The sequence below is a fragment of the Galbibacter kalidii genome, from assembly GCF_026241135.1.
Classification (GTDB): domain Bacteria; phylum Bacteroidota; class Bacteroidia; order Flavobacteriales; family Flavobacteriaceae; genus Galbibacter.
Window position 1 is genome coordinate 94,182 of record NZ_JAPFGA010000002.1, and the last position, 21,687, is coordinate 115,868.

19 protein-coding genes and 1 pseudogene are annotated in these 21,687 nt (G+C 38.4%); 13 read left to right on the plus strand and 7 right to left on the minus strand.

The window, feature by feature from the left end; translation table 11 throughout:
- The first annotated feature begins 28 nt into the window (after positions 1-28).
- The 11 genes and pseudogenes from OOZ15_RS02600 to OOZ15_RS02650 all read left to right on the plus strand — a co-directional run bounded on the left by OOZ15_RS02600 (position 29) and on the right by OOZ15_RS02650 (position 9,536).
- Entirely contained in the window at positions 29-1,399 is a 1,371-nt protein-coding gene (locus OOZ15_RS02600; protein ID WP_265954157.1) for a saccharopine dehydrogenase family protein, read from the plus strand.
- A 345-nt stretch (positions 1,400-1,744) separates the two neighbouring features.
- The gene (locus OOZ15_RS02605) at positions 1,745-2,581 is read left to right on the plus strand and encodes a LytR/AlgR family response regulator transcription factor (protein ID WP_265954158.1); all 837 of its coding nucleotides are present in this window, start codon (positions 1,745-1,747) and stop codon (positions 2,579-2,581) included.
- A 125-nt stretch (positions 2,582-2,706) separates the two neighbouring features.
- Complete coding sequence (locus OOZ15_RS02610) at positions 2,707-3,369, plus strand: CPBP family intramembrane glutamic endopeptidase (RefSeq protein ID WP_265954159.1); 663 nt, start codon at positions 2,707-2,709, stop codon at positions 3,367-3,369.
- Positions 3,370-3,501: 132 nt separating this feature from the next.
- Positions 3,502-3,864: a hypothetical protein gene (locus OOZ15_RS02615; protein ID WP_265954160.1), complete on the plus strand. Its 363-nt coding sequence runs from the start codon at positions 3,502-3,504 to the stop codon at positions 3,862-3,864.
- 16 nt (positions 3,865-3,880) lie between these two features.
- Complete coding sequence (locus tag OOZ15_RS02620) at positions 3,881-4,606, plus strand: transposase (protein ID WP_265954161.1); 726 nt, start codon at positions 3,881-3,883, stop codon at positions 4,604-4,606.
- Between the two features lie 952 nt (positions 4,607-5,558).
- Complete coding sequence (locus tag OOZ15_RS02625) at positions 5,559-6,071, plus strand: hypothetical protein (protein WP_265954162.1); 513 nt, start codon at positions 5,559-5,561, stop codon at positions 6,069-6,071.
- Between the two features lie 92 nt (positions 6,072-6,163).
- A complete protein-coding gene (locus OOZ15_RS02630) occupies positions 6,164-6,847 on the plus strand; it encodes an HNH endonuclease (RefSeq protein ID WP_265954163.1) in 684 nt (227 codons plus the stop codon).
- A 184-nt stretch (positions 6,848-7,031) separates the two neighbouring features.
- A pseudogene (locus tag OOZ15_RS02635) lies at positions 7,032-7,363 on the plus strand (type II toxin-antitoxin system RelE/ParE family toxin).
- A 10-nt stretch (positions 7,364-7,373) separates the two neighbouring features.
- Positions 7,374-7,706 (plus strand): helix-turn-helix domain-containing protein, encoded by a 333-nt coding sequence (locus OOZ15_RS02640; protein WP_265954164.1) that lies wholly within the window; start codon positions 7,374-7,376, stop codon positions 7,704-7,706.
- A gap of 112 nt (positions 7,707-7,818) precedes the next feature.
- Positions 7,819-8,289, plus strand: a complete 471-nt coding sequence (locus OOZ15_RS02645; RefSeq protein ID WP_265954165.1) for an Lrp/AsnC ligand binding domain-containing protein — start codon at positions 7,819-7,821, stop codon at positions 8,287-8,289.
- Positions 8,290-9,017: 728 nt separating this feature from the next.
- Positions 9,018-9,536 carry a ferritin gene (locus tag OOZ15_RS02650; RefSeq protein WP_265954166.1) on the plus strand — a complete coding sequence of 173 codons (519 nt, stop codon included), beginning with the start codon at positions 9,018-9,020 and terminating at the stop codon, positions 9,534-9,536.
- A 406-nt stretch (positions 9,537-9,942) separates the two neighbouring features.
- On the opposite strand, the gene OOZ15_RS02655 is transcribed toward OOZ15_RS02650, so the two are convergent.
- The 7 genes from OOZ15_RS02655 to OOZ15_RS02685 form a co-directional block, all read right to left on the minus strand.
- Entirely contained in the window at positions 9,943-10,635 is a 693-nt protein-coding gene (locus OOZ15_RS02655) for a zinc metallopeptidase (protein ID WP_265954167.1), read from the minus strand.
- 105 nt (positions 10,636-10,740) lie between these two features.
- Positions 10,741-11,841: an alanine dehydrogenase gene (gene ald / locus OOZ15_RS02660; protein ID WP_265954168.1), complete on the minus strand. Its 1,101-nt coding sequence runs from the start codon at positions 11,839-11,841 to the stop codon at positions 10,741-10,743.
- A 172-nt stretch (positions 11,842-12,013) separates the two neighbouring features.
- Entirely contained in the window at positions 12,014-12,295 is a 282-nt protein-coding gene (locus OOZ15_RS02665; protein WP_265954169.1) for a SemiSWEET family sugar transporter, read from the minus strand.
- Complete coding sequence (locus OOZ15_RS02670; protein ID WP_265954170.1) at positions 12,295-15,579, minus strand: leucine--tRNA ligase; 3,285 nt, start codon at positions 15,577-15,579, stop codon at positions 12,295-12,297. The genes OOZ15_RS02665 and OOZ15_RS02670 overlap by 1 nt, the downstream gene beginning before the upstream one ends.
- 191 nt (positions 15,580-15,770) lie before the next feature.
- A complete protein-coding gene (locus tag OOZ15_RS02675) occupies positions 15,771-16,631 on the minus strand; it encodes a UbiA family prenyltransferase (protein ID WP_265954171.1) in 861 nt (286 codons plus the stop codon).
- A 245-nt stretch (positions 16,632-16,876) separates the two neighbouring features.
- Positions 16,877-17,524: a gluconate 2-dehydrogenase subunit 3 family protein gene (locus OOZ15_RS02680; RefSeq protein ID WP_265954172.1), complete on the minus strand. Its 648-nt coding sequence runs from the start codon at positions 17,522-17,524 to the stop codon at positions 16,877-16,879.
- A gap of 10 nt (positions 17,525-17,534) precedes the next feature.
- Positions 17,535-19,250, minus strand: a complete 1,716-nt coding sequence (locus OOZ15_RS02685) for a GMC oxidoreductase (RefSeq protein WP_265954173.1) — start codon at positions 19,248-19,250, stop codon at positions 17,535-17,537.
- A 143-nt stretch (positions 19,251-19,393) separates the two neighbouring features.
- Here OOZ15_RS02685 and OOZ15_RS02690 point away from each other — a divergent pair, with 143 nt between their 5' ends.
- Together OOZ15_RS02690 and OOZ15_RS02695 are read left to right on the plus strand one after the other, a co-directional pair.
- The gene (locus OOZ15_RS02690) at positions 19,394-20,398 is read left to right on the plus strand and encodes a sugar phosphate isomerase/epimerase family protein (RefSeq protein WP_265954174.1); all 1,005 of its coding nucleotides are present in this window, start codon (positions 19,394-19,396) and stop codon (positions 20,396-20,398) included.
- 42 nt (positions 20,399-20,440) lie between these two features.
- Positions 20,441-21,673: a nucleoside permease gene (locus tag OOZ15_RS02695; protein ID WP_265954175.1), complete on the plus strand. Its 1,233-nt coding sequence runs from the start codon at positions 20,441-20,443 to the stop codon at positions 21,671-21,673.
- Positions 21,674-21,687 lie beyond the last annotated feature (14 nt).

The following is a 21,687-nucleotide window of genomic DNA, read 5'->3' on the forward strand; positions in this document are numbered from 1 at the left end:
ATACTTTAGTGTTAAATTTTAATACTTTATGAGAAATATTCTAATTATCGGAGCTGGAAAATCCACTTCACATTTATTACAATTCCTGATGGAAAAAACCGAAGTCGAAAAATTGCATATCACCGTTGGGGATATCGACCCCAGCCATGCCCAAAAACTTCTGAAGGATCATCCACAAAGCACCGCAATAAAATTAGATATTTTTAATGAGGAAGAAAGGCAAAACGCCATAAAAAAAGCCGACCTCGTTATTTCCATGCTTCCCGCAAGATTTCATATTGAAGTAGCCAAAGACTGTTTGAAATTTGACAAAAATATGGTCACTGCTTCATATGTGAGTCCGCAAATGGAAGCCTTGAACGATGAAGTAAAAAAGAAGAACCTCATTTTTCTGAACGAAATAGGAGTTGACCCGGGTGTAGATCATATGAGTGCCATGAAAGTCATTGACCAGATACGGGAACAAGGCGGAAAAATGGTCCTGTTTGAATCCTTTTGTGGTGGTCTCGTCGCCCCGGAAAACGACACTAATCTTTGGAATTATAAATTTACGTGGAATCCGAGGAATGTGGTCGTGGCCGGACAAGGCGGAACTGCCAAATTTATTCAGGAAGGGAAGTACAAATACATTCCTTATCACAAATTGTTCAGACGGACAGAATTTCTCGAAATAGAAGGCTACGGAAAGTTTGAAGCCTATGCCAACCGGGATTCGTTAAAATACCGAAGTGCTTATGGCCTGGATGATGTCCTTACCCTCTATCGCGGCACCATCAGGCGTCTTGGTTTTTCCAAAGCCTGGAATATGTTTGTGCAACTGGGAATGACAGACGACACCTATGTGTTGGAAGATTCTGAAAACATGAGTTATCGCGATTTTGTAAACGCTTTCCTTCCCTATTCCCCAACAGATTCGGTCGAATTGAAACTGCGGCATTATTTAAAGATCGATCAAGACGATATCATGTGGGAAAAACTGACTGAACTCGATTTGTTTAATCTTTATAAAAAATTGGGCATCAAAAACGCCACCCCGGCACAAGCCCTGCAAAAAATACTGGAAGACCAGTGGCTACTCAAAGAAGACGAAAAAGACATGATTGTGATGTACCACAAGTTCGGTTACATTTTAAACGGAGAAGAAAGGCAGATCGATTCGAGTATGGTTGCCCTCGGACAAGACAAAACCTATACCGCCATGTCCAAAACCGTTGGTTTGCCCTTGGGAATTGCTGCTTTAAAAATCCTGAACAAGGAAATCACCGCTACCGGGGTTGTGATTCCTATTTTAAAGGATATCTACGAACCCGTACTCAAGGAATTGGAAAAACAAGGCATCAAATTCATTGAAAAAGAAGTTGCTTATCAGGGCTATAACCCGGATAATGTGGCGGGGTAAGCTTACAACAAACTGAAAATTCATTTTGCCACGGATACACGAATAGTAGTTTTTTAAAAGATATTTCTGTATCCGTGGCCACAGTTTTCATATAAAACTTCGTGAAAAAGCTCAATAGCATCATCTTTTTTGCTAAAAGGGACAACATCTTTAGGGCTAAAAACAGTTTGATTATACCTAAAGGGAAAAAGGATTATATTTGGAAGGAGTAATAAATACCCTTGTCCATATCCATCCGAGCTGGATGGGATATGCGGTATTATATTGGGTATATAAACAAGTTAGCTACAATGGCAAAAAAAACATCGTCCTGAAATAGGTTGACTAAAAATGAGCTTCTAATTTATGAGTACTACACAACCAACAAAGAATACAGTAAAAACTGTATGGCATACATTTATCAGTAGTTCTGCATGGCGTTGGTTTCAGAAAGCAATTGTATTGACGATTTTCTCTTTAGTGGTAAATCACTTGGCAACGCACGATAGTTTTCCAGATAGTGAATCGTATAGATTCCCCATAGAAGGTTTTCTGGCATCTATTACTTTATGTATTCTCATTGGAATCATAGCGGATCTTAATTTTAAATTTTACAAGAAAAAGCATTTCTCTAAAAAGGTAGAAATTGTCACTATCACATGGTTTATGGCTTCTACTCTAGGATATATAACAATTATGTATATTCCTGTAAATATTATTTTAAATATAGTAGCGGGTGGACAGACAGAATTCTATTATTTATTAATTGGTTTGCTCATTACCTTATTATTGAGCTTTATTCTCGTAGGTTTATTGTATGCGCAAGACATACACAATTTATATAATTTATCTATAAAAGATGCTGAAATTACTATTAAAAGTGGCGCGAAAATGACGAAACTTACCTATGAAAATATTGCGTGCTTTTACAGCGAAAACAAAATTGTATATACGGTTCAAAATGATGGCACAACAATTAACACCGATTTTACATTGAATGAGCTCGAAGAAAAAATAAACGATCAATTGTTTTTTAGAGCCAATCGGCAAATTATCATTCACAAAGATGCTGTAGACCAAATTGAAAAGATTGAAAATGGCAAGTTGCAAATTCGGTTAAAAACTTCCATTGAAAACGATGCGATTGCTGAAATCAATATCAGTCGTTACAAGCGAAAAGCATTTATGGATTGGTTTCAATAAAAGATACCAAAAACTACCGACTATTCAGTTATAAATTCGAGACCATTCAGTAAAAACATAAGTATTTAAAGGGACTTTCAGAGATTTTGTTCATTCTTTCGCTTAGAAATTAAAATCAAAGAACAATGAACAAAATCACTTTACGACAAATAGTAATTCCATTAATTACCATTGCAATCATCTGCTTTTTATGGTTTGGACCAATCCGTATAAGTTACATAGAAAACATCATAATTTCTATATTAATCATTATAGCGAATTATATAGAATATAAAGGAAAACCATTTTCAGCACTTGGATTTCAACGTGAAAAATTCACATTCAAAAACATCATCGTACTTGCTCCATTAGTTGCATTAGGACTCTTTGTATTTTATGTTTTTGCATTGGTTCCTGGAATTACAAAAGTCACAGGCGTTCCCATAGATTATTCAAGCTTTGATCAACTAGAAGGAAATCTTCAAGCTTGTTTAATTGCTTTATTGGTGGTGTGGGCTACTGCGGGATTTGGAGAAGAAATTATCTTTCGCGGTTATTTTATGCGACAATTTGTAAAATTCTTTGGAGAAAGCAAAGTCAGTATTGTGCTTAATATAGTTCTACTTGCTTGCTTTTTTGGCTTTATGCATAGTTATCAAGGAATGACAGGGCAACTTGTTGCAGGGTTTGTTGGAGCGCTCTTAGCCCTTATATTCTACTTGCGTAAATACGATTTGTGGTTTGTTATTGCTGTACACGGTTTTTTTGACACCATTGCTTTAATTTGCATTTACTTTGGTTTGGCGTAACGATCCCGATAGCGCGGAAATATTCCTTAAATCCGCAAGTCTACAAGAAAAATCAACCGCAAATATTTGAAAACAAACAGTTTGCGGTTGTCAGTATTTTCACCTAAATTGGTGTTGCGATAAACACTGACCATGAAAATATTAAATTCTTCTCACATAAGCCCTTTCGGAGGCTTAAATTTTGTCCTTGATGAATTTGAACGGCTAAAACTGGGCGATATTTTACAGGATCACCTGCCGGGCTTGGCAAAGCAATCCCGTTATAACTGGAAAGACATCTTGTTTTCTTTCTGGTCGGTCTATTTCTGCGGGGGGAGTTGTATCGAAGACCTGGGCGGTAATTTCCACCACCATTTAAAAGGCAACCGGTTATTGAGGGTTCCCAGCCCGGACAGGGTTTTGGGGCGTTTTAAGGGGCTGTCCCTGCCAAAAGACATTTTAACCGTCAAGGGGCACCGGTACCCATCAATTGAGCCTGAACAAACCGCTAAATGAATTAAACATCCACATATTGAAAGCGATAGGGCTGCCCAAAGCCCAAAAGCATACATTGGATTATGACAATACCTTGATCTTTACCAATAAGTCGGACAGTACTAAAAGCTATAAAAAAAGGAATGGGTATTGCCCCGGGGTCGGTATCATAGGCAACCAAGTTGTCTTTGTTGAAAACCGGAATGGGAACAGCGATGCAAAAACGCTGCAACATGAGACCTTGGGCAGGATGTTCACATTGCTCAAGGAGCAAAATATCAAGATCGGTTCTTTTAGGGCCGATGGGGCTTCTTACCAACTTGAGGTCGTGGACCTTGTGAGCCGGAATGCCGATAAATTTTACCTTAGGGCCTGCATGAGCGGGGCTTTGGCAAAAACAATTGCCAATATCGACAATTGGGAAGAAGTGGACTTGGGCAACGAAACAGGGTTTAGGGGGGAAATTGAGTTCACCCCGTTCATCAGGACATTGAAGAGGGCCAAACAGCTTGACAGGTTAAAGACATACCGCCTGGTGGTCACTAAGGTCGAAAGGGACGACAAACAGGTTAACATATTCACAAATGAAGCTTGTTTGTATTCCGCCGTCCTGACAAACGACTACGAGAAGGACAAAAATGAAGTGGCACGGTTTTATAATCAAAGAGGGGCGATCGAAAGGGAATTTGATGTCCTGAAAAATGATTTTGGCTGGGACAGCCCCCCCCCTTCTCAAAGTTGGAGCAAAATACCGTGTTCCTGATATTCACGGCAATGTGCAGGAACCTGTATCATTATATAATCACATTATTCTCCAAAAAGTTCAAACATTTAAACCTGAAGTTCAGGATCAAAAAGTTCATTTTCCGGTTCATCACCGTCCCCGCAAAATGGGTCAGGAGCTCGGGGCAATACAAACTTAGGGTCTATGGCAACATCCATTTTAAAACATAGCTGCCCGCTATTATAGAAAAGAAGCCTCAAAAAACTTAGTGGAAAAATGAGCTCCTGAACACAATCGGGCCGGAATCATATGCCCAAGGCTTGACAAAAGCCGAACAGTCCGCCGACCATCAGATGAAAAACAAGGCATCTCATCAAAAAAACATGAAACAAACTCTTTTGATGGCCCAAATTGACCTACCTAATCATAGACTTGCGGATTTAAGGTTGCAATCCGTGCATAAATAATTCTTAGCACGAAAAACATTTCCGCGATATCGTGTGTGCAGTAGCTGGGGCAAAATTGCCCTAAAACTTACATTCCTCAACCAAAACAAGAAAAATACACCCGTACTCAAGGAATTGGAAAAACAAGGCATCAAATTCATTGAAAAGGAAGTTGCTTATCAGGGCTATAACCCGGATAATGTGGCGGGGTAAGCTTACAACAAACTGAAAATTCATTTTGCCACGGATACACGAATAGTAGTTTTTTAAAAGGTATTTCTGTATCCGTGGCCACAGTTTTCTTATAAAAACTTCGTGAAAAAAGCCCAAAAGCTTCACCTTTTTCGCTAAAAAGAATATGACTGAGCCTAAACCGGATATGTTTTTACCTAAACAGGGCTTCTTCTGGGGTAAAACAGTTTGAAAACGCCTAAAGGAAAAAGGTTATATTTGAAAGGGGTAAACAGTTATGCTGTTTTATCCCATAGGTTTAATAATATATTTTTTTGTGTGTCATAACGGGTTTGGCACAATGGAGAAACTCAATGGCAAATTTAAAAGCAATAAATATTGAAGCAAAAAGGGGAAACGAATCGTTTTCGTTTCAAAGTCATGAATTGAACTTCAACCTAACTGACTTTTGGTCATGGTCCCAATCTGACCTTTTGAATAACACTTTGAGAGGAGTTCTTGCTGAATATATTGTTCGTCAGGATTTAGGGATAAAAAAATCTACAAGAACTGAATGGGACGCTTATGATTTAGAAACCAAAAACGGAATTAAGATTGAAATTAAATCTGCTGCATATCTCCAAAGTTGGAAACAAAATAATTTATCCCAAATCTCATTTAACATAGCGCCAACAAAAGGGTGGAACGCCGAAACAAATGAATATTCAACTGAAACCAAAAGGCAATCTGATTATTATGTTTTCTGCCTTTTACATCATAAAGACAAAAGTACAGTTGACCCAACCAAACTGGAGCAATGGACATTTTACGTATTACAAACTCATATTTTAAACAAGCTAAAAAAAAACAGAAACGAATCAGTTTAGGCTCACTATTAAAGCTGAATCCAATTGAGTGTAAATATGGAAAAATAAAAAGTGTATAAAACAAGCAACAGTTGCAGACTATTTAAAATTAAATGTGTAGAGGTAAAAATATTTGCAGTGAGTTAGGAACAAATCCAAATAATTGGGATGTTCATTCTCCATTGCCGACCCCTAATTGGATGGCAGAACAGATTGATATTTTCGAATCTGCCGCAAACGATTTTATTGCAGGTAACAGGAATTCCTGCATTAATAGAATAACACAAATAAGAAGTGATGAAATTACCCAATGGTATATAGAACATGGGCAAATGTCCGGCAGACACCGAAAACTTGTCCTGAAAGCACCCCCTCCAGCAAACATCGACGAAGAGTTACGAGACCCAATTCGATCACCTAAAAAAGTTCAAAATGAAGTTTTCGAAAGAGACGGTTACAGATGTCGTTATTGCGGCAATAAATTAATATCGCAGGACTTCATCCGACTATTTATAAAAAAGCTTGACTCTGACGTTTTCAAAAAAGGCAACACAAACTTAACCAAACATGGCATTATTCATTTAACATGGCCAGTAGCTGATCATGTAAAGCCATGGAAGCAAGGTGGACGAACTGACTTGACAAACCTGGTATCGTCTTGTGCTACTTGCAATTACGGAAAGGACGGATGTACTATTGAACAATTAGGAATCGAAGACCCTTTTAACCGCCCCCCAATTATTAACGACTGGAAAGGTTTAACAGATAAAATAACTAAACTTAGAAAAATAAAATAACTGTGCTTCGCTGTCGAGCGAGTCACCTCACGTGGTTTCTTAACTTTTCTAATCTTTTATTACAGTACAAATACCTAGTTTCGGGAGTGTGGCAACTAGGCAATGATATGTAAAACCACAAAAAGTTTCCATATAATTCAACTTCTTTGTTATCTTTGCTAAAGTAAATCGACAAATAAGCTGAATAAAACCAAAATTTGAAGTAGTTTTTCTTGAACAAGCAATTGACTTTATGTCAAAGCTCGACGACAAAACAAAAAAGAAAATCTACTACAACTTGGATAAAGCCAAACTTAAAAACGACCCGAAATTGTTTAAAAAACTAACTGATGAAATTTGGGAATTCAGAACACTTTATCAGGGAATTCAATACCGCCTATTTGCCTTTTGGGACAAAACTGACAAATCTGAAACGCTTGTGCTATCAACACACGGAATCGTTAAAAAGTAAGTAAAGTGCCAAAAGCAGAAATTGAGAAAGCATTGAAAATCAGAGCTGAATATTTTGACTTATAAACGCAAGATCATGGAAAGAAAAAAGAAAAAAATGAGAATGATGACACTTGACCAAATGAAGGATAAGGACATCGGAAAAACTGGAACTCCGGAACGTGACAAATACGAATTTGACCTTCAGATGGAAGTCCTTGGCGATATGATTAAATCTGTTCGAAAAGAACGTAAACTGACTCAAGAGCAGCTTGGTGAATTGATTGGCGTTCAAAAATCACAGATTTCAAAACTGGAACGAAATACTAAAAATGTAACTATCGAAACAATATTGAAAGTATTTCGGGCCTTGAAAGCGAATGTGAAATTCAGCATTGAAATGAACGAATCGGAATTTAATATAGCATAAAAGCACTACTATCATCGCTGAGTAAAACTTACATTCTTTAACTAAAACAAGTCAAAATCAGATGTTTTGATATAATTTAGCTACCTTTAACTTCTAAATTAGAACTTAAAACGTGAAAATATCTGATAAAAAAATAGAGATTGATGGTATCGATAAGGAGATTCTAAGGCATTTGATGGAGGATGCGCGGAAACCCATACTCGAAATTGCGCGGAAAATAGGGATTTCCGGTGCGGCCATTCACCAGCGATTGAGGAAAATGGAGAGTTCCGGACTTATCTCAGGCTCTAAGTTTGTTATCAATCCGAGGTTATTGGGCTACACCACCATGGCTTTTATCGGGATTTATTTGGACAAGGCCATGCGGAATCCGGAGGCGGTAAAGCAACTCAAGAAAATTCCAGAAGTGTTGGAATGTCATTACACCACCGGGAACTGGTCGATACTCATCAAAATATTATGCCGTGACAACGAACATTTGATGAATGTACTCAACCATAAAATTCAATCTATTGAAGGGGTTTCGCGCTCAGAAACCTTTATCTCACTGAATCAACAGATCGATAGACAAATACAGATATGAGGTCTAAAAAGGTATCAATGCTGGATTTGTCAGGTTGAGCGCAGTCGAAACCTATTGACTTTCAATAGTTGCTTAGTTCTCGACTGCGCTCGAACTGACAGTAAACAATCTTTTTAGGTCTTTGATTCACTAATCCTCTATATCGAAATGAGCCAAGATAAATTCACTTGAATATTTTGTGGAATTTATCCGAGCTTCTTACATCTTTTGTTAAAAATAAAATTTCTATTTGTATTTATTCTAAATAATAATTACTTTGCGCCCTGAAATGGAAAGAGTTTTGTTCAAATCCAAATATTACACAGCGTATCAACCTGAAAAGGGGCGTTGTTTTTTTGTGGAAATACAAGGGCGAATAATCAGAATGTCATTCTGCCAGCTACTTGCTTTTCGACAAAAAGTAAGCGCGATTAATTTGGACGCTCATTTCTACTCAGACCTGAACCACAGCGGAACAGAGATCCTTGTGCTTTGTAACAGGGAACACATTTTCATTTTGGATACCAAAGAGGTTATCGACCTAAAAGTATTCATCCACGGTATCTTCGAAAAGTCTTCAGCAAGTACCTTAGTCTCAGCTTAGAACAACAACAACTTTCCCTTTATTTATATTTAGTCTAAGACCGAATACAAATTACTGTATGTTAAGGATTTAGGTTTTATTTTCCTTATCTTTGATAGAAACGCCGAATATTATTTGGCCCTAAAGAAAGAAAAGTAAAAAACATATGAAAGATTTAGTTAGAGAACGATTAAGTATCAATGTTGATGTAATGGACCTGTTGAACAAGCAAATTGCGAAAGAGGCACATTCATCTTCCATATATCTCGCTATGGCTTCTTGGTGTGATCATAACGCCTTGGACAATAGCGCTCATTTTTTCTACAAACAAGCTGAAGAGGAACGAGAGCATATGATGAAAATTTTTAAATTCATCAACGACAATGGTGGTACCGCTTATTCTCCTGAAGTGAAGAATATTCCACATGACTACAACTCTCTGGAAGAAATCTTCGAAAGTGCTTTGGAACAAGAAATTGCCATTACCAAGTCCATTCACAACATCGTGATCAAATGTCGAAAGGTAAACGACTTTGCCACGGAACACTTTATACAATGGTTTGTGGAAGAACAAATGGAAGAGGAACAGGTGATCAGAAAAGCCTTAGACCTTTTTGATTTGATGGGTAACAACGGAATCTCCATCAAACTCATTGACGAGCGTATTCCGAGTATCAAAGAATAGTAATAATCAATCCAATCAGAAGAAAAATAAAAAATCCTGCTTTGTTGTAAAGCAGGATTTTTTATGAACTCGTTTAAACGAATTTTATTTCTTAATTCCTTCCTAAATAAATTTTATCTGTTCATTTTTTCCATTGATGAAAAAACGAACCAAAAAAATCTAGGCTGACGATAAAAACATAAGAAAATACTACGGAATCCCCAGCCACAGATAAAAATAACTCATTCCGCCTTAGGGCGGAACTCAAACAGATTTTTATCTTTAACCCCCACTGCTTCCTTGATTTTCAATATTTTTATCGTAGGCCAGAACCAAACCACAAACATTGAAATTCTATCAAAACCTCAGCAAATTCAGTATATTTAAAAATTTAATAAAAACGTTTTGGGCACTATTAACCTATTTCTTAATTCCTTCCGCCAAAAACCCGCAAGGCAAAATACAGTAATGTTGCCAACGAGCCTATAGCAGCTACCACATAGGTTCTGGCAGCCCATTTTAAAGAATCTTCGGCTCCGGAATATTCTTCCTGAGACAACATATTTCTGTTTTTCAACCAAGCTAAAGCCCTGTTACTCGCATCGTATTCTACGGGAAGTGTTACAAAACTGAACAAGGTTCCCATCGCAAACATGATCAATCCGATAACGGCAACGGTATACCCCAATCCGGAAGCAGCCCCTAAAACCAAACCCCCAAAAATCACCCAAACAGACATTCCTGATGCTACGCTCACTACCGGAACCAGCTTTGAACGCATTTGCAACCATTCATAACCTTTTGCATGTTGAACGGCATGTCCACATTCGTGAGCAGCCACAGCTGCCGCAGCCGCATTACGCTGATTATAAACTCCTTCACTCAGGTTTACCGTTTTTTTTGCAGGATTGTAATGATCGGTCAGCATCCCGGGCGTAGAAATCACCTCTACATCATTGATCCCGTTATCCTGAAGCATTTTACGCGCAATCTCTGCACCGCTCATTCCGTTTCTTAAATGAACTTTTGAATAATGCTTGAATTTACTTTTCAGCTTCGAACTCACTAACATACTTATAAGTCCGATTCCACCTATAATAATCCAATATCCTATTCCCATTTTTTTGTTTTTTTTACTACTTAAATTTACAACATAAAACGCAAAAACCTCGCCAATTTGACGAGGTTTTAACTTTTTGCCTAAATGGCACACTTTCAATTTAGATTATGAATAACTGACTTCCCAACCGAATGCTTCAGCTATACCTTCATATACAATGTCTCCATTGATAATATTAAGTCCTTTTCCTAATGTTTTGTCAGTCTCACAGGCTTTTTCCCATCCCATGTTGGCCAACTTCAAGACATAGGGAAGTGTCACGTTTGTCAGTGCCACGGTAGATGTATAGGGCACCGCACCGGGCATATTCGCCACACAATAATGCACCACATCATCAATAATGTAAGTTGGGTCTTCATGTGTGGTAGCGCATGTGGTTTCAATACAACCTCCTTGGTCTACGGCAACGTCGACAATAACGGTCCCCGGATGCATGTCTTTCAACATATCGCGAGTAATCAAACTCGGCGCTTTGGCACCTGGGATCAATACGCCTCCAACGATAAGGTCGTGTGTTTTTATATGTTTTCTGATGTTATACTCATTCGAAAATTCAGTAACTACATGACTGGGCATGATATCGTTTACATGGCGCAAGCGCTTCATGTTAATATCCAAAATCGTCACATGAGCTCCAAGTCCGGCAGCCATTTTTGCTGCTTGTATGCCAACAGTTCCCGCTCCGAGAATTAACACTTTTCCGGGAGGTACACCGGGAACGCCTCCGAGCAAAACCCCTCTTCCTTTGATCGGTTTTTCCAAATATTTTGCTCCCTGCTGAATAGCCATTCTTCCAGCTACTTCAGACATGGGGGTAAGCAAAGGCAATGTCCCGTCTTCATCCTCAACGGTTTCATAAGCAATACAAATCGCTTTGCTATTGACCATTGCCATGGTAAGTGCTTCACTGGAAGCAAAATGAAAATAGGTAAAAACCACCTGTCCTTCCCTGACAAGTTCATATTCTTGCTGAATAGGCTCTTTAACCTTTACGATCATATCACTTTTAGCATAGACTTCCCCGATAGTATCTACTATGGTGGCCCCTACATTGATATAATCAACATCAAAAAAACCGCTGCCTTCGCCCGCGGTTGATTGCACATACACTGTATGTTTGTTCTTTGTCAGTTCGAAAACCCCTGCAGGAGCCATCCCTACACGATTTTCATTGTTTTTGATCTCTTTTGGCACCCCGATTCGCATCTCTTATTTTTTCTGTTTGATGCAATATCTGACTATGTTTTGAAAAATTCAAGAAAAGTTGACAAAAAACAGGGGTATGTCGATAAATTGTATGATATTTATAATATATACCCTTTAAAATTAAGGGGTATTGTGTAAAATATTAATTAATTTTAAATATTAAAGATGTTTTTTAAGGGGTATCATTTGTTTTTTTGTGTTTTACAATCAAAATCAAGACTGTCATTACCAAAATCGCCGTCACTATGTTGGCTACTATGATTGCCAAGCTTTGAATCAAAAATCCGTAGACGAGCCACAAGAGCACTCCGGTAAGAAATGCCAGGTACATGCCCAACGACAAGCCCTCTACATTTTTCCATTTCCAGGCTTTATAAACCTGAGGCACAAATGCCGATGTAGTTAAAAAAGCAGCTATCAAACCCAATATTTCAATAAGGTCTATTTCCATCATTATCCTACAATGTTTACGATCTTACCGGGAACGACAATGATTTTTTTAGGAGTGCGCCCATCCAACTGTTGTTGTGTTTTTTCATGGGCCATGACTACTTTTTCAATTTCATCTTTGCTCATATCCAACGGCAAATCGAGTTTAAAACGCATTTTCCCGTTAAAGGAAATCGGGTAGGTTTTAGTGCTTTCTACCAAATGTTTTTCATCAAATACCGGAAAGAGAGCTGTAGCTATCGATTCTTTATTCCCTAACTGATGCCAAAGTTCTTCAGCAATATGTGGCGCATAAGGCGAAATCAAGACCGCCAAAGGCTCTAAAATGGCTCTGCTGATACATTTTTGAGCGGTCAATTCGTTCACGCAGATCATAAAGGTGGAAACCGTGGTGTTGAAAGAGAAATTCTCGATATCCTCTTCTGCTTTTTTGATGGTTTTGTGAAGCGACTTCAAATTGTCTTTGGAAGGTTCGGCGTCGGTTACCTTAAGCCCGTTGTCATCAACATACAATTTCCACAATTTCTTCAAGAAGTTATGCACCCCGGTAATTCCGGCGGTATTCCACGGTTTTGCCTGTTCGAGCGGACCGAGGAACATTTCGTACATACGCAAGGTATCCGCTCCATAATCGGTACAGATATCATCGGGATTGACCACGTTGTATTTGGACTTGGACATTTTTTCGACTTCGCGACCTACGATGTAAGCCCCTCCCAGCCTCCCCGAAGGGGAGGAGACAGAGCTTATTTCTCCGTTGTCTAAAACAAACTCAGCATCACTATATTCTTCATATAATGGGTGTTTTCTGAATTTTTCAATATCCAAATTATTTGAAATATCCACTAAAGAAACATCTACATGAATATTATAAAAACCGATACTATTTATTATTAAAGCTAACCCTTGATTTGATTTTAATAATCTTTCTTTAACTCTTTCATATATCTTATAATTGATATTAATGATTTCAATATCATCTTCGGACAGGATTGATTTTAATATCGTAAAATCATTCTCAAACTGGTTGTCATCATTTTTTAAATAATCATGAACATAAACCAATCCGGATACGTATCCACTTCCCACCGCTATATTCTGCTTAATCTCTTGAGATAGCTTATTGTCATTAGATAAAGAATTAATTAACTTATTAATTTCCTTAACTAAATTGGACGAAACCAAACAAGGTATTGGTGCTTCATTTACCTTACGCTCTAATTTATTATGTTGAGAATACTTACAAAGTACCCTATGGATAAAAGCACTCTCCCCCAAAATCATCCCTTGGTTGATCAATTTTTTAGCAAACTCATCCACAGGAAGTAATCCCTGGTCAAACAGGAATTTTTGCCAGAAACGGGCATACAACAAGTGACCTGTGGCGTGTTCGCTACCGCCTATGTACAAATCGACATCTTTCCAGTAGTTCAAGGCCTTTTGCGAAGCAAATTCCGAAGTATTCCCGGCATCCATATAGCGGTTGAAATACCACGAACTTCCCGCCCAACCGGGCATGGTGTTCAATTCCAGCGGATAAATCCCTTTGTGAGATGCTTCGACAGGCTCAGCATGACAAAGGCTGTTTGAAACTATTTTGTTATTAACTGTATCCCAAGCCCATTCGGTAGCATTTCCAAGAGGCGGCTCTCCGGTTTCGGTAGGCAGGTATTTTTCTACTTCCGGCAATCGTATCGGCAAATGTTCTGTGTCGATCATTTGCGGCAATCCGTTTACGTAGTACACCGGAAAAGGCTCTCCCCAATACCGCTGTCTGGAGAATACAGCATCACGCAAACGATAGTTGATTTTCCCGTTCCCTTGTCCGATTTTTTCCAATTCGTCGATGACTTTTTTGGTAGCTTGTTTGTAGTTTAAACCATTTAAAAAATCGGAATTTTTAAGGACAAAACCTTCTTTTTCGGCAAAAGCAGAATCCTCCCCCAGCCCTTCCAAAGGAGGAGTGGTTGTACTTTCAAATATATTGGGTATTGGAATATTGAAATGCTTGGCAAAATCAAAATCCCGTTGGTCGCCACAAGGTACTGCCATCACGGCTCCTGTTCCGTAGCCTGTCAGAACATAATCGCCAATCCAGATCGGGATAGGTTCTTTGGTAAACGGATGCTCGGCATAAGCCCCCGTAAACACTCCGCTAATGGTCTTTACATCAGCCATACGCTCGCGTTCACTTCGTTTTGAAGTGGCTTCAACATAGGCCTCCACCTCAGATTTTTGTTCCGGAGTGGTGATCTTTTCCACCAACTCGTGTTCCGGAGCCAAGGTCATAAATGACACTCCGAAGATAGTGTCGGGTCTTGTTGTAAAAACTTCTATAAAGTTTTTACTGTTCAAGGTTTCAGGTTTAACGTTCAACGTTGAATCGTTTTCTTCCTTAGACTTTAAACCTTGAACCTTGAACCTTACAGTCGCCCCCACCGATTTCCCAATCCAATTCCGTTGGATTTCTTTTAGGGGTTCGGGCCAATCTATTTTTTCCAAGCCCTGAAGTAAACGCTCTGCATAAGCTGAAATACGCATGCTCCATTGCTTCATTTTCTTTCTCACCACCGGGTAGCCCCCGCGTTCTGAAACGCCATTGACAATCTCGTCGTTTGCCAAAACGGTTCCCAATTGCGGACACCAGTTTACTTCGGTTTCCGCCAAATAGGTGAGTCTGTATTGTAAAAGTATTTTTTGTTGTTCTTCTTCTGAAAAGGCATTCCACTCAATTGCTGAAAAAGCTACAACATCATCGTCACATACGGCATTTACCGTTGTGTTTCCTTCAGTTTTAAATTTCGACACCAAAGTTGATATGTTTTCTGCTTTGTCGGTGTCTTTGTTATACCATGAATTGAACAGTTGAATAAAAATCCACTGTGTCCATTTGTAGTACTCCGGATTGGAAGTGCGCACCTCACGGCTCCAATCAAATGAAAAACCGATTTTGTCAAGCTGTTCCCGATAACGGGCAATGTTCTCTTTGGTAGTTTTATCCGGATGTTGTCCGGTTTGAATAGCATACTGCTCTGCCGGCAAACCAAAGCTATCATACCCCATAGGATGAAGTACGTTAAAGCCTTTATGGCGTTTGTAGCGCGCATAGATATCACTGGCGATATATCCTAACGGATGACCTACATGCAGTCCTGCTCCTGATGGATAAGGAAACATGTCGAGCACATAATATTTAGGTTTATCGGATGTGTTATCTGCTTTAAAAGTTTGGTTTTCTGCCCAAAATTTTTGCCACTTGGCTTCAATTTCATTGAAATTGTACTTCATTCTTCATTATTTAATTACTCACTAAGTGAGATTTGATATCATCTGACGCTTACGCCGAAATATTCTTTAGGTTTTTGATAATATCTCATGGGATTATCCCGAGATAATTTGTTAAAACAGCTATATCAAACCGCAAAAATACGGTTATTGACTGAAAGTGAAAAGATAATTTGAACGAGATGAAGGCTTTCTTAAAAAACAGGATGCAGTAACTTCCCTGAATACAATATCCATATCATGGAGGCTAAGGCCGAAAAATTCATAGCGTAACCAAATAGTTTCATTTGAGATAAACTATACGGTTTATTTTTAAAAAATATAAAGATGTCCAAAAAAAGCCAAGCAGAAAAAACAGCCAAAAACCCTGCTAAAAAGTAATCATCGAACCAGAAAAATAGGATATACATTTCCGTAATCAGCAAAACAAGCATTAGCAATTTCGCTTTTTTGCGACCTATAATTACAGCAGTTGTTTTTTTACCTGCTTTTTTATCGGGATCGATATCCATAATTTCTCCTGCAATATGAGCCTGAAAAGCAAATAATGACAAATATATAACTGTTTCCCAGGGTAACATCTCTAAATCATTGAGCACAACACTAAAAAAAGCAGTAAACACATATCCCACTTGAATGAAAATCTCAAAAGGAGGTCGTTCTTTAATTCTAAAAGGTTTAAAATTATACAGAATGTTAACTATTATCATAAATGCCAGCAAGAGAAGCATTATTATGCCTGAATAAAAGGAGAAAAATAGTATGAAAGGAGCCATTACCCATGATATTTTTATAGGGAGTTTGGCTAATTGCTCTTTTGAAGACTTTGCGCCAAACAAATAATTTCCTTTTCTGTCATTTTCCATATCAGCTTTATAATCATTGTAATCATTTAAACCATATACCAGAAAATTAAGTGGGAAGGTAACAAACAAAAAACCAATCCAAAAAATGGGATCCTTCCAAAATCCTGTTTCAAAAGTAAAGGGAATCAGATAAATCCATATAGTGGGAAACCATAAACCGGGGCGTGAAATTTTTAAATAATGCTTCATTGCTTTTTTCTGGCCTTTTTTTCCAACGGAAGAAAGCAACAATAAATGAATTCATTTGTTGGGGTTGACATATTTAATCGTGTGTATCGGTTCTTGAAAACTTGTATGGTGAAGAAAAAAGAAAACCTCTTCATCTTTATCAAACCTCACCGAAATTTTAAACTCAAATATGAGTTAATCTTTCAGTCAAGCGATTAAAAGAAGAGGTTTCCAAAAACGCAAAATCTAAGTAAATCCTTTTTATGCTATAAAGACCATGCTTTGCCTTGAGTAGCTTCTTCAACAGGCATACAACCTGTATAAACACCGGGAACAGGATCGTAAGCCAATACTTCTTCTCCTATTTTCTGGCTGTTTTTATAAGCGTTTATTGTTGACCATCGAAGGTCGTTGACCATACTATAAGCAAGGGCTTGGTTATTTTCAGCGGCACCTGATTCGCTCCCCATATCCATATCCACTTCCTTGCCCTCGATAATCACTCGATTCGTTCCTTCTTTGCGTTCAGCTTTCAAATTCTTGACTACGATATCCTCATATTCTTCAGGAGTGATCTCGGCCAGATTTTCGTTATAATCAGCTTTCAACTGTTTTACCAAGCCCGCCATTTTTTTGCGATACTCCGCTTGGGTTTCATCGCTTTCCACTTCTTTGACATATTTATCCAAGAATTGTGGCACATTGACTTCTGAAGCAGACGGGGTGTCTGTTTTCGGAATAATCACATCCACAATATTTGTCAGTGCGATTCCTTCTTCGGCTGTAAAAAACTCAGGAACCCAAGTAGCCTTATCGGCAGTACAGCTTTGCAACATGCTCACCAGCGTAGGTGTTGCCACTACAAATCCGGTAGTTAAACCAATATTTCTAAGTGCTTTTCTTCTGTTCATCATATCTGTTTTTTTACAGGTTCATTTTTTTAAGTTCCTCTGCTGCATGATTGGCTGCTCTGGCAGTAAACGCCATATAACCTAAAGATGGATTATGACATGCAGATGAAGTCATAAACGCTCCATCGGTAACATACACATTCGGTACAGTGTGGATTTGGTTATACTTGTTCAATACCGAAGTTTTGGGATCCCTACCCATACGTGCAGTTCCCATTTCGTGAATTCCAAGTCCCATACCTCCGATACTATCATAGGTAGAAATATCTTTAAATCCGGCAGCCTCAAGCATTTCAGCAGCTTGCTCTTTCATGTCTTTACGCATTGCCATTTCGTTTTCACCAAAATCGGCATCAAAAGTTACCGTAGGTAATCCCCACTCATCTTTCTTATCATAATCAAGATACATGCGGTTACTGTGATCCGGCAAAGTTTCTCCGAAGGCAGTCATTCCCATAGACCAGTCGCCCGGTTTAAGGATGGCTTCTTTTAGTTCTTTCCCATAGGACAGTTCGCGAATAGATTCTGACCAGTCACCTCTGCTGGCACCACCCTGATATCCATATCCTCTGATAAAGTCTTTTTGGTCGGTATCGCCTCCAAGGTTTCTAAAACGAGGAATATAAACACCGTTTGGTCTTCTTCCTTTATAATATTTGTCGTGGAAACCGTCAAATTTCCCGCTGGCACCAACTCTAAAGTGGTGATCCATCAGGTTATGCCCTAGTTCACCACTATCATTCCCCATTCCGTCAGGGAAGCGTTCAGATTTTGATTGTAATAAAATTGAAGCCGATGCAATTGCAGAAGCACAAAGGAAAATCACTTTTGCCTTGAACTCTATCGTTTCTTTAGTTTCTGCATCGATCACACGAACTCCGGTAGCTTTCCCAGATTCTGCATCATATATCACTTCGTGTACAATCGAATTTGGCCTTAGGGTCATATTCCCTGTAGCTTCAGCGGTAGGTAATGTAGAGGAGTTACTGCTAAAATAAGCTCCAAAAGGACAACCTCGAATACACCTGTTTCGGTATTGACATGGTCCTCTTCCTTGTCCTTCTTTAGTTCCTTGAGTAATATGAGCTACACGACCTATAGTTATGGTTCGGTCGTCAAATTTTCCTTCTATTGTACTTTTAAAATGATCTTCTACACAATTTAGATCCATAGGAGGTAAAAATTTCCCATCAGGCAATACGGGCAAACCTAAATTCACGCCGCTAACACCGATAAAAGTTTCTACCTTATCATACCAAGGCTTGATTTCATCATAACGAATAGGCCAATCAACAGCAATACCATCTTTAAGGTTGGCTTCAAAATCGACATCCCCCATTCTGTAGCTTTGCCTTCCCCACATCAGGGAACGCCCTCCTACATGATAACCACGCATCCAATCAAAACGTCTGTCTTCATTATAAGGGTGTTTAATGTCATCTACAAAGAAATGCTCACTATCACCTCTAACGGTATAACCGGTTCTGGCTTGTTTATATTTTCTTTCTTTTACTTCCCTGGAAGCCGCGCCTCCGTTAGGCATATCCCATGGATCCAAGTTTGCCGTTGGATAATCTTCCACATGTTTTACCATGCGTCCTCTTTCCAAAACAAGAGTCTTCAGTCCGTTTTCACAAAGTTCCTTTGCTGCCCAGCCCCCGGAAACCCCGGTACCTACAACAATGGCATCGTACTCTTCTTGAGGAGAATTGTAATAAAATGTACTCATTATTTTTCAGCTTGTTTATATAGTAGTTTTTCAAATATAAAAATTAATTTTTTACATTAGACGAATATTTTAATTATCAATTAAGCATTAGAAATATATTAACATTATTGAATTCATAATATTCATTAAAATTTACTGACAATATGAAGAGGCGCAATTTTATAAAAAACACAAGTCAAGCGAGCTTAGCGATCTCTTTTTTAGGCATATACGCTTGTAAGGATAAAAGTCAAAAACGAAAAGAGGCCCTTGAAGAAGCTATTGCTTTTGAACCCTTTTTTAAACTTTCACTAGCTCAGTGGTCCATTCACAAAATGATTTGGGAAGAAGGTTTCAATCCGTTGGATTTTGCAAAAAAAGCAAAAAAATGGGGTTTTACCGGTTTGGAATATGTAAATCAACTCTACAATAAATGGTTTGAAGAAAAAGGCAACACTCCTGAATCTATTCAGCAACTTATGAAAGAACTGAAGATGAGAAGTGATGACCTCGGCATGGAAAACCAGATTATGATGACCGATTTTCATGACGAAACAGGCATCTTATCTACAGCTGACAAAGCTATACGCGAAAAAAGTATCGAAAATCACAAAACATGGATCGATGCGACTTCTACATTAGGTTGTCATTCCATTCGCCTCAACTTGTTCGGCACCTTAGACGCTGATGAGTGGAAAAGAAGTTCTGTGGAATCCCTTTCCAGATTATCAGATTATGCTGCAGAACGCAACGTCAATGTTATTGTAGAGAACCACGGTTATCTCTCTTCCAATGCCGCTCTTTTGGCAGAGGTCATGAAAGAAGTAAACAAAGAAAATTGTGGTACTTTACCCGATTTTGGCAATTTTTGCCTCCGCAGGGAAGGTAACGAAATGTGGGAGACTCCTTGTATCGAAGAATACGATATGTATAAAGGTGTTGAAGAAATGATGCCATTTGCGAAAGGAGTTAGTGCCAAATCTTTTAACTTTGACGAAAATGGGAATGAAACCACCATTGATTTTCTGAAAATGATGAAAATTGTAAAAGATGCCGGTTATACCGGATATGTTGGAGTGGAATATGAAGGCGACGTACTCTCCGAAGAAAAAGGGATCCTCGCCACTAAAGCACTTTTACTAGACGTGGCAAAAAAATTACAACGATAACGAATACTAACTATTAACCATAACTATTTAAAGCAAGCTAACATGAACAGAAAAATTCAATTTCAACTTTCCTTTATGATGTTTTTAGAATTCTTCATCTGGGGAGGTTGGTTCGTTACTCTATCTACCTTTCTACCTAAGATTTTAAACGCTACGGGAGGTGAAACAGCAATGGCCTTTTCAACACAATCATGGGGAGCTATCATCGCTCCTTTTATTATTGGACTTATTGCCGATAGGTATTTTAATGCTGAACGTATCTTGGGTGTTTTACACCTCATTGGTGCCGTATTAATGTACTTTATGTATCAAAGTACTGACTTTGCTTCTTTTTATCCGTATGTTTTGGGGTATATGATCCTTTATATGCCAACACTTGCATTAGTGAATTCAGTTTCTTTTAATCAATTGAAAGACCCTGGAAAACAATTCCCTCTTATACGGGTATTTGGAACCATCGGGTGGATTGTTGCAGGACTCCTAATAAGCTATCTAGCATGGGATAGTGAACAAGGTATTAAAGACGGGCTGTTAAGAAACACATTTTTAATGGCCGGAGTAGCTTCTGCTATTTTAGGATTGTTTAGTTTTACACTTCCTAAAACACCTCCTAAGGCAAAAGCATCAGGTGAAAAACCATCAATATCTGAAATTCTTGGATTGGAAGCCTTAAAACTATTGAAGAACAAAAACTTTTTGGTCTTCTTTATTTCTTCAGTATTAATATGCATCCCCTTGGCATTCTATTATCAAAACACCAATTTATTTCTGGCAGAAGCCGGCATGGAAAATCCAACAGGAAAAATGACTATAGGACAAGCTTCCGAAGTGATATTTATGCTATTATTACCGATTTTCTTTAAGCGTTATGGTATTAAAATGACCTTATTAGTAGGTATGTTGGCATGGGCAGCACGTTATTTATTGTTTGCCTATGGTGATACGGGGGAATTGGTGTTCATGTTATTTATAGGAATCGCCCTTCATGGTATTTGCTATGATTTCTTCTTTGTTTCCGGACAAATTTATACCGATTCAAAAGCAGGAGAAAAATACAAAAGTGCCGCTCAAGGGTTAATTACCTTGGCTACTTACGGTGTTGGTATGCTGATAGGGTTCTGGGTAGCAGGAGAAATATCAGATAAGTTCTTATTGGCTGATGGGTCTCACGACTGGAAATCGATATGGACATATCCGGCATTTTTTGCATTGGGCGTAATGGTATTGTTCATAATTTTCTTTAAAAACGAAAAAGTAGAATACAAGGATCAATAAGAAAAATTCAGCAT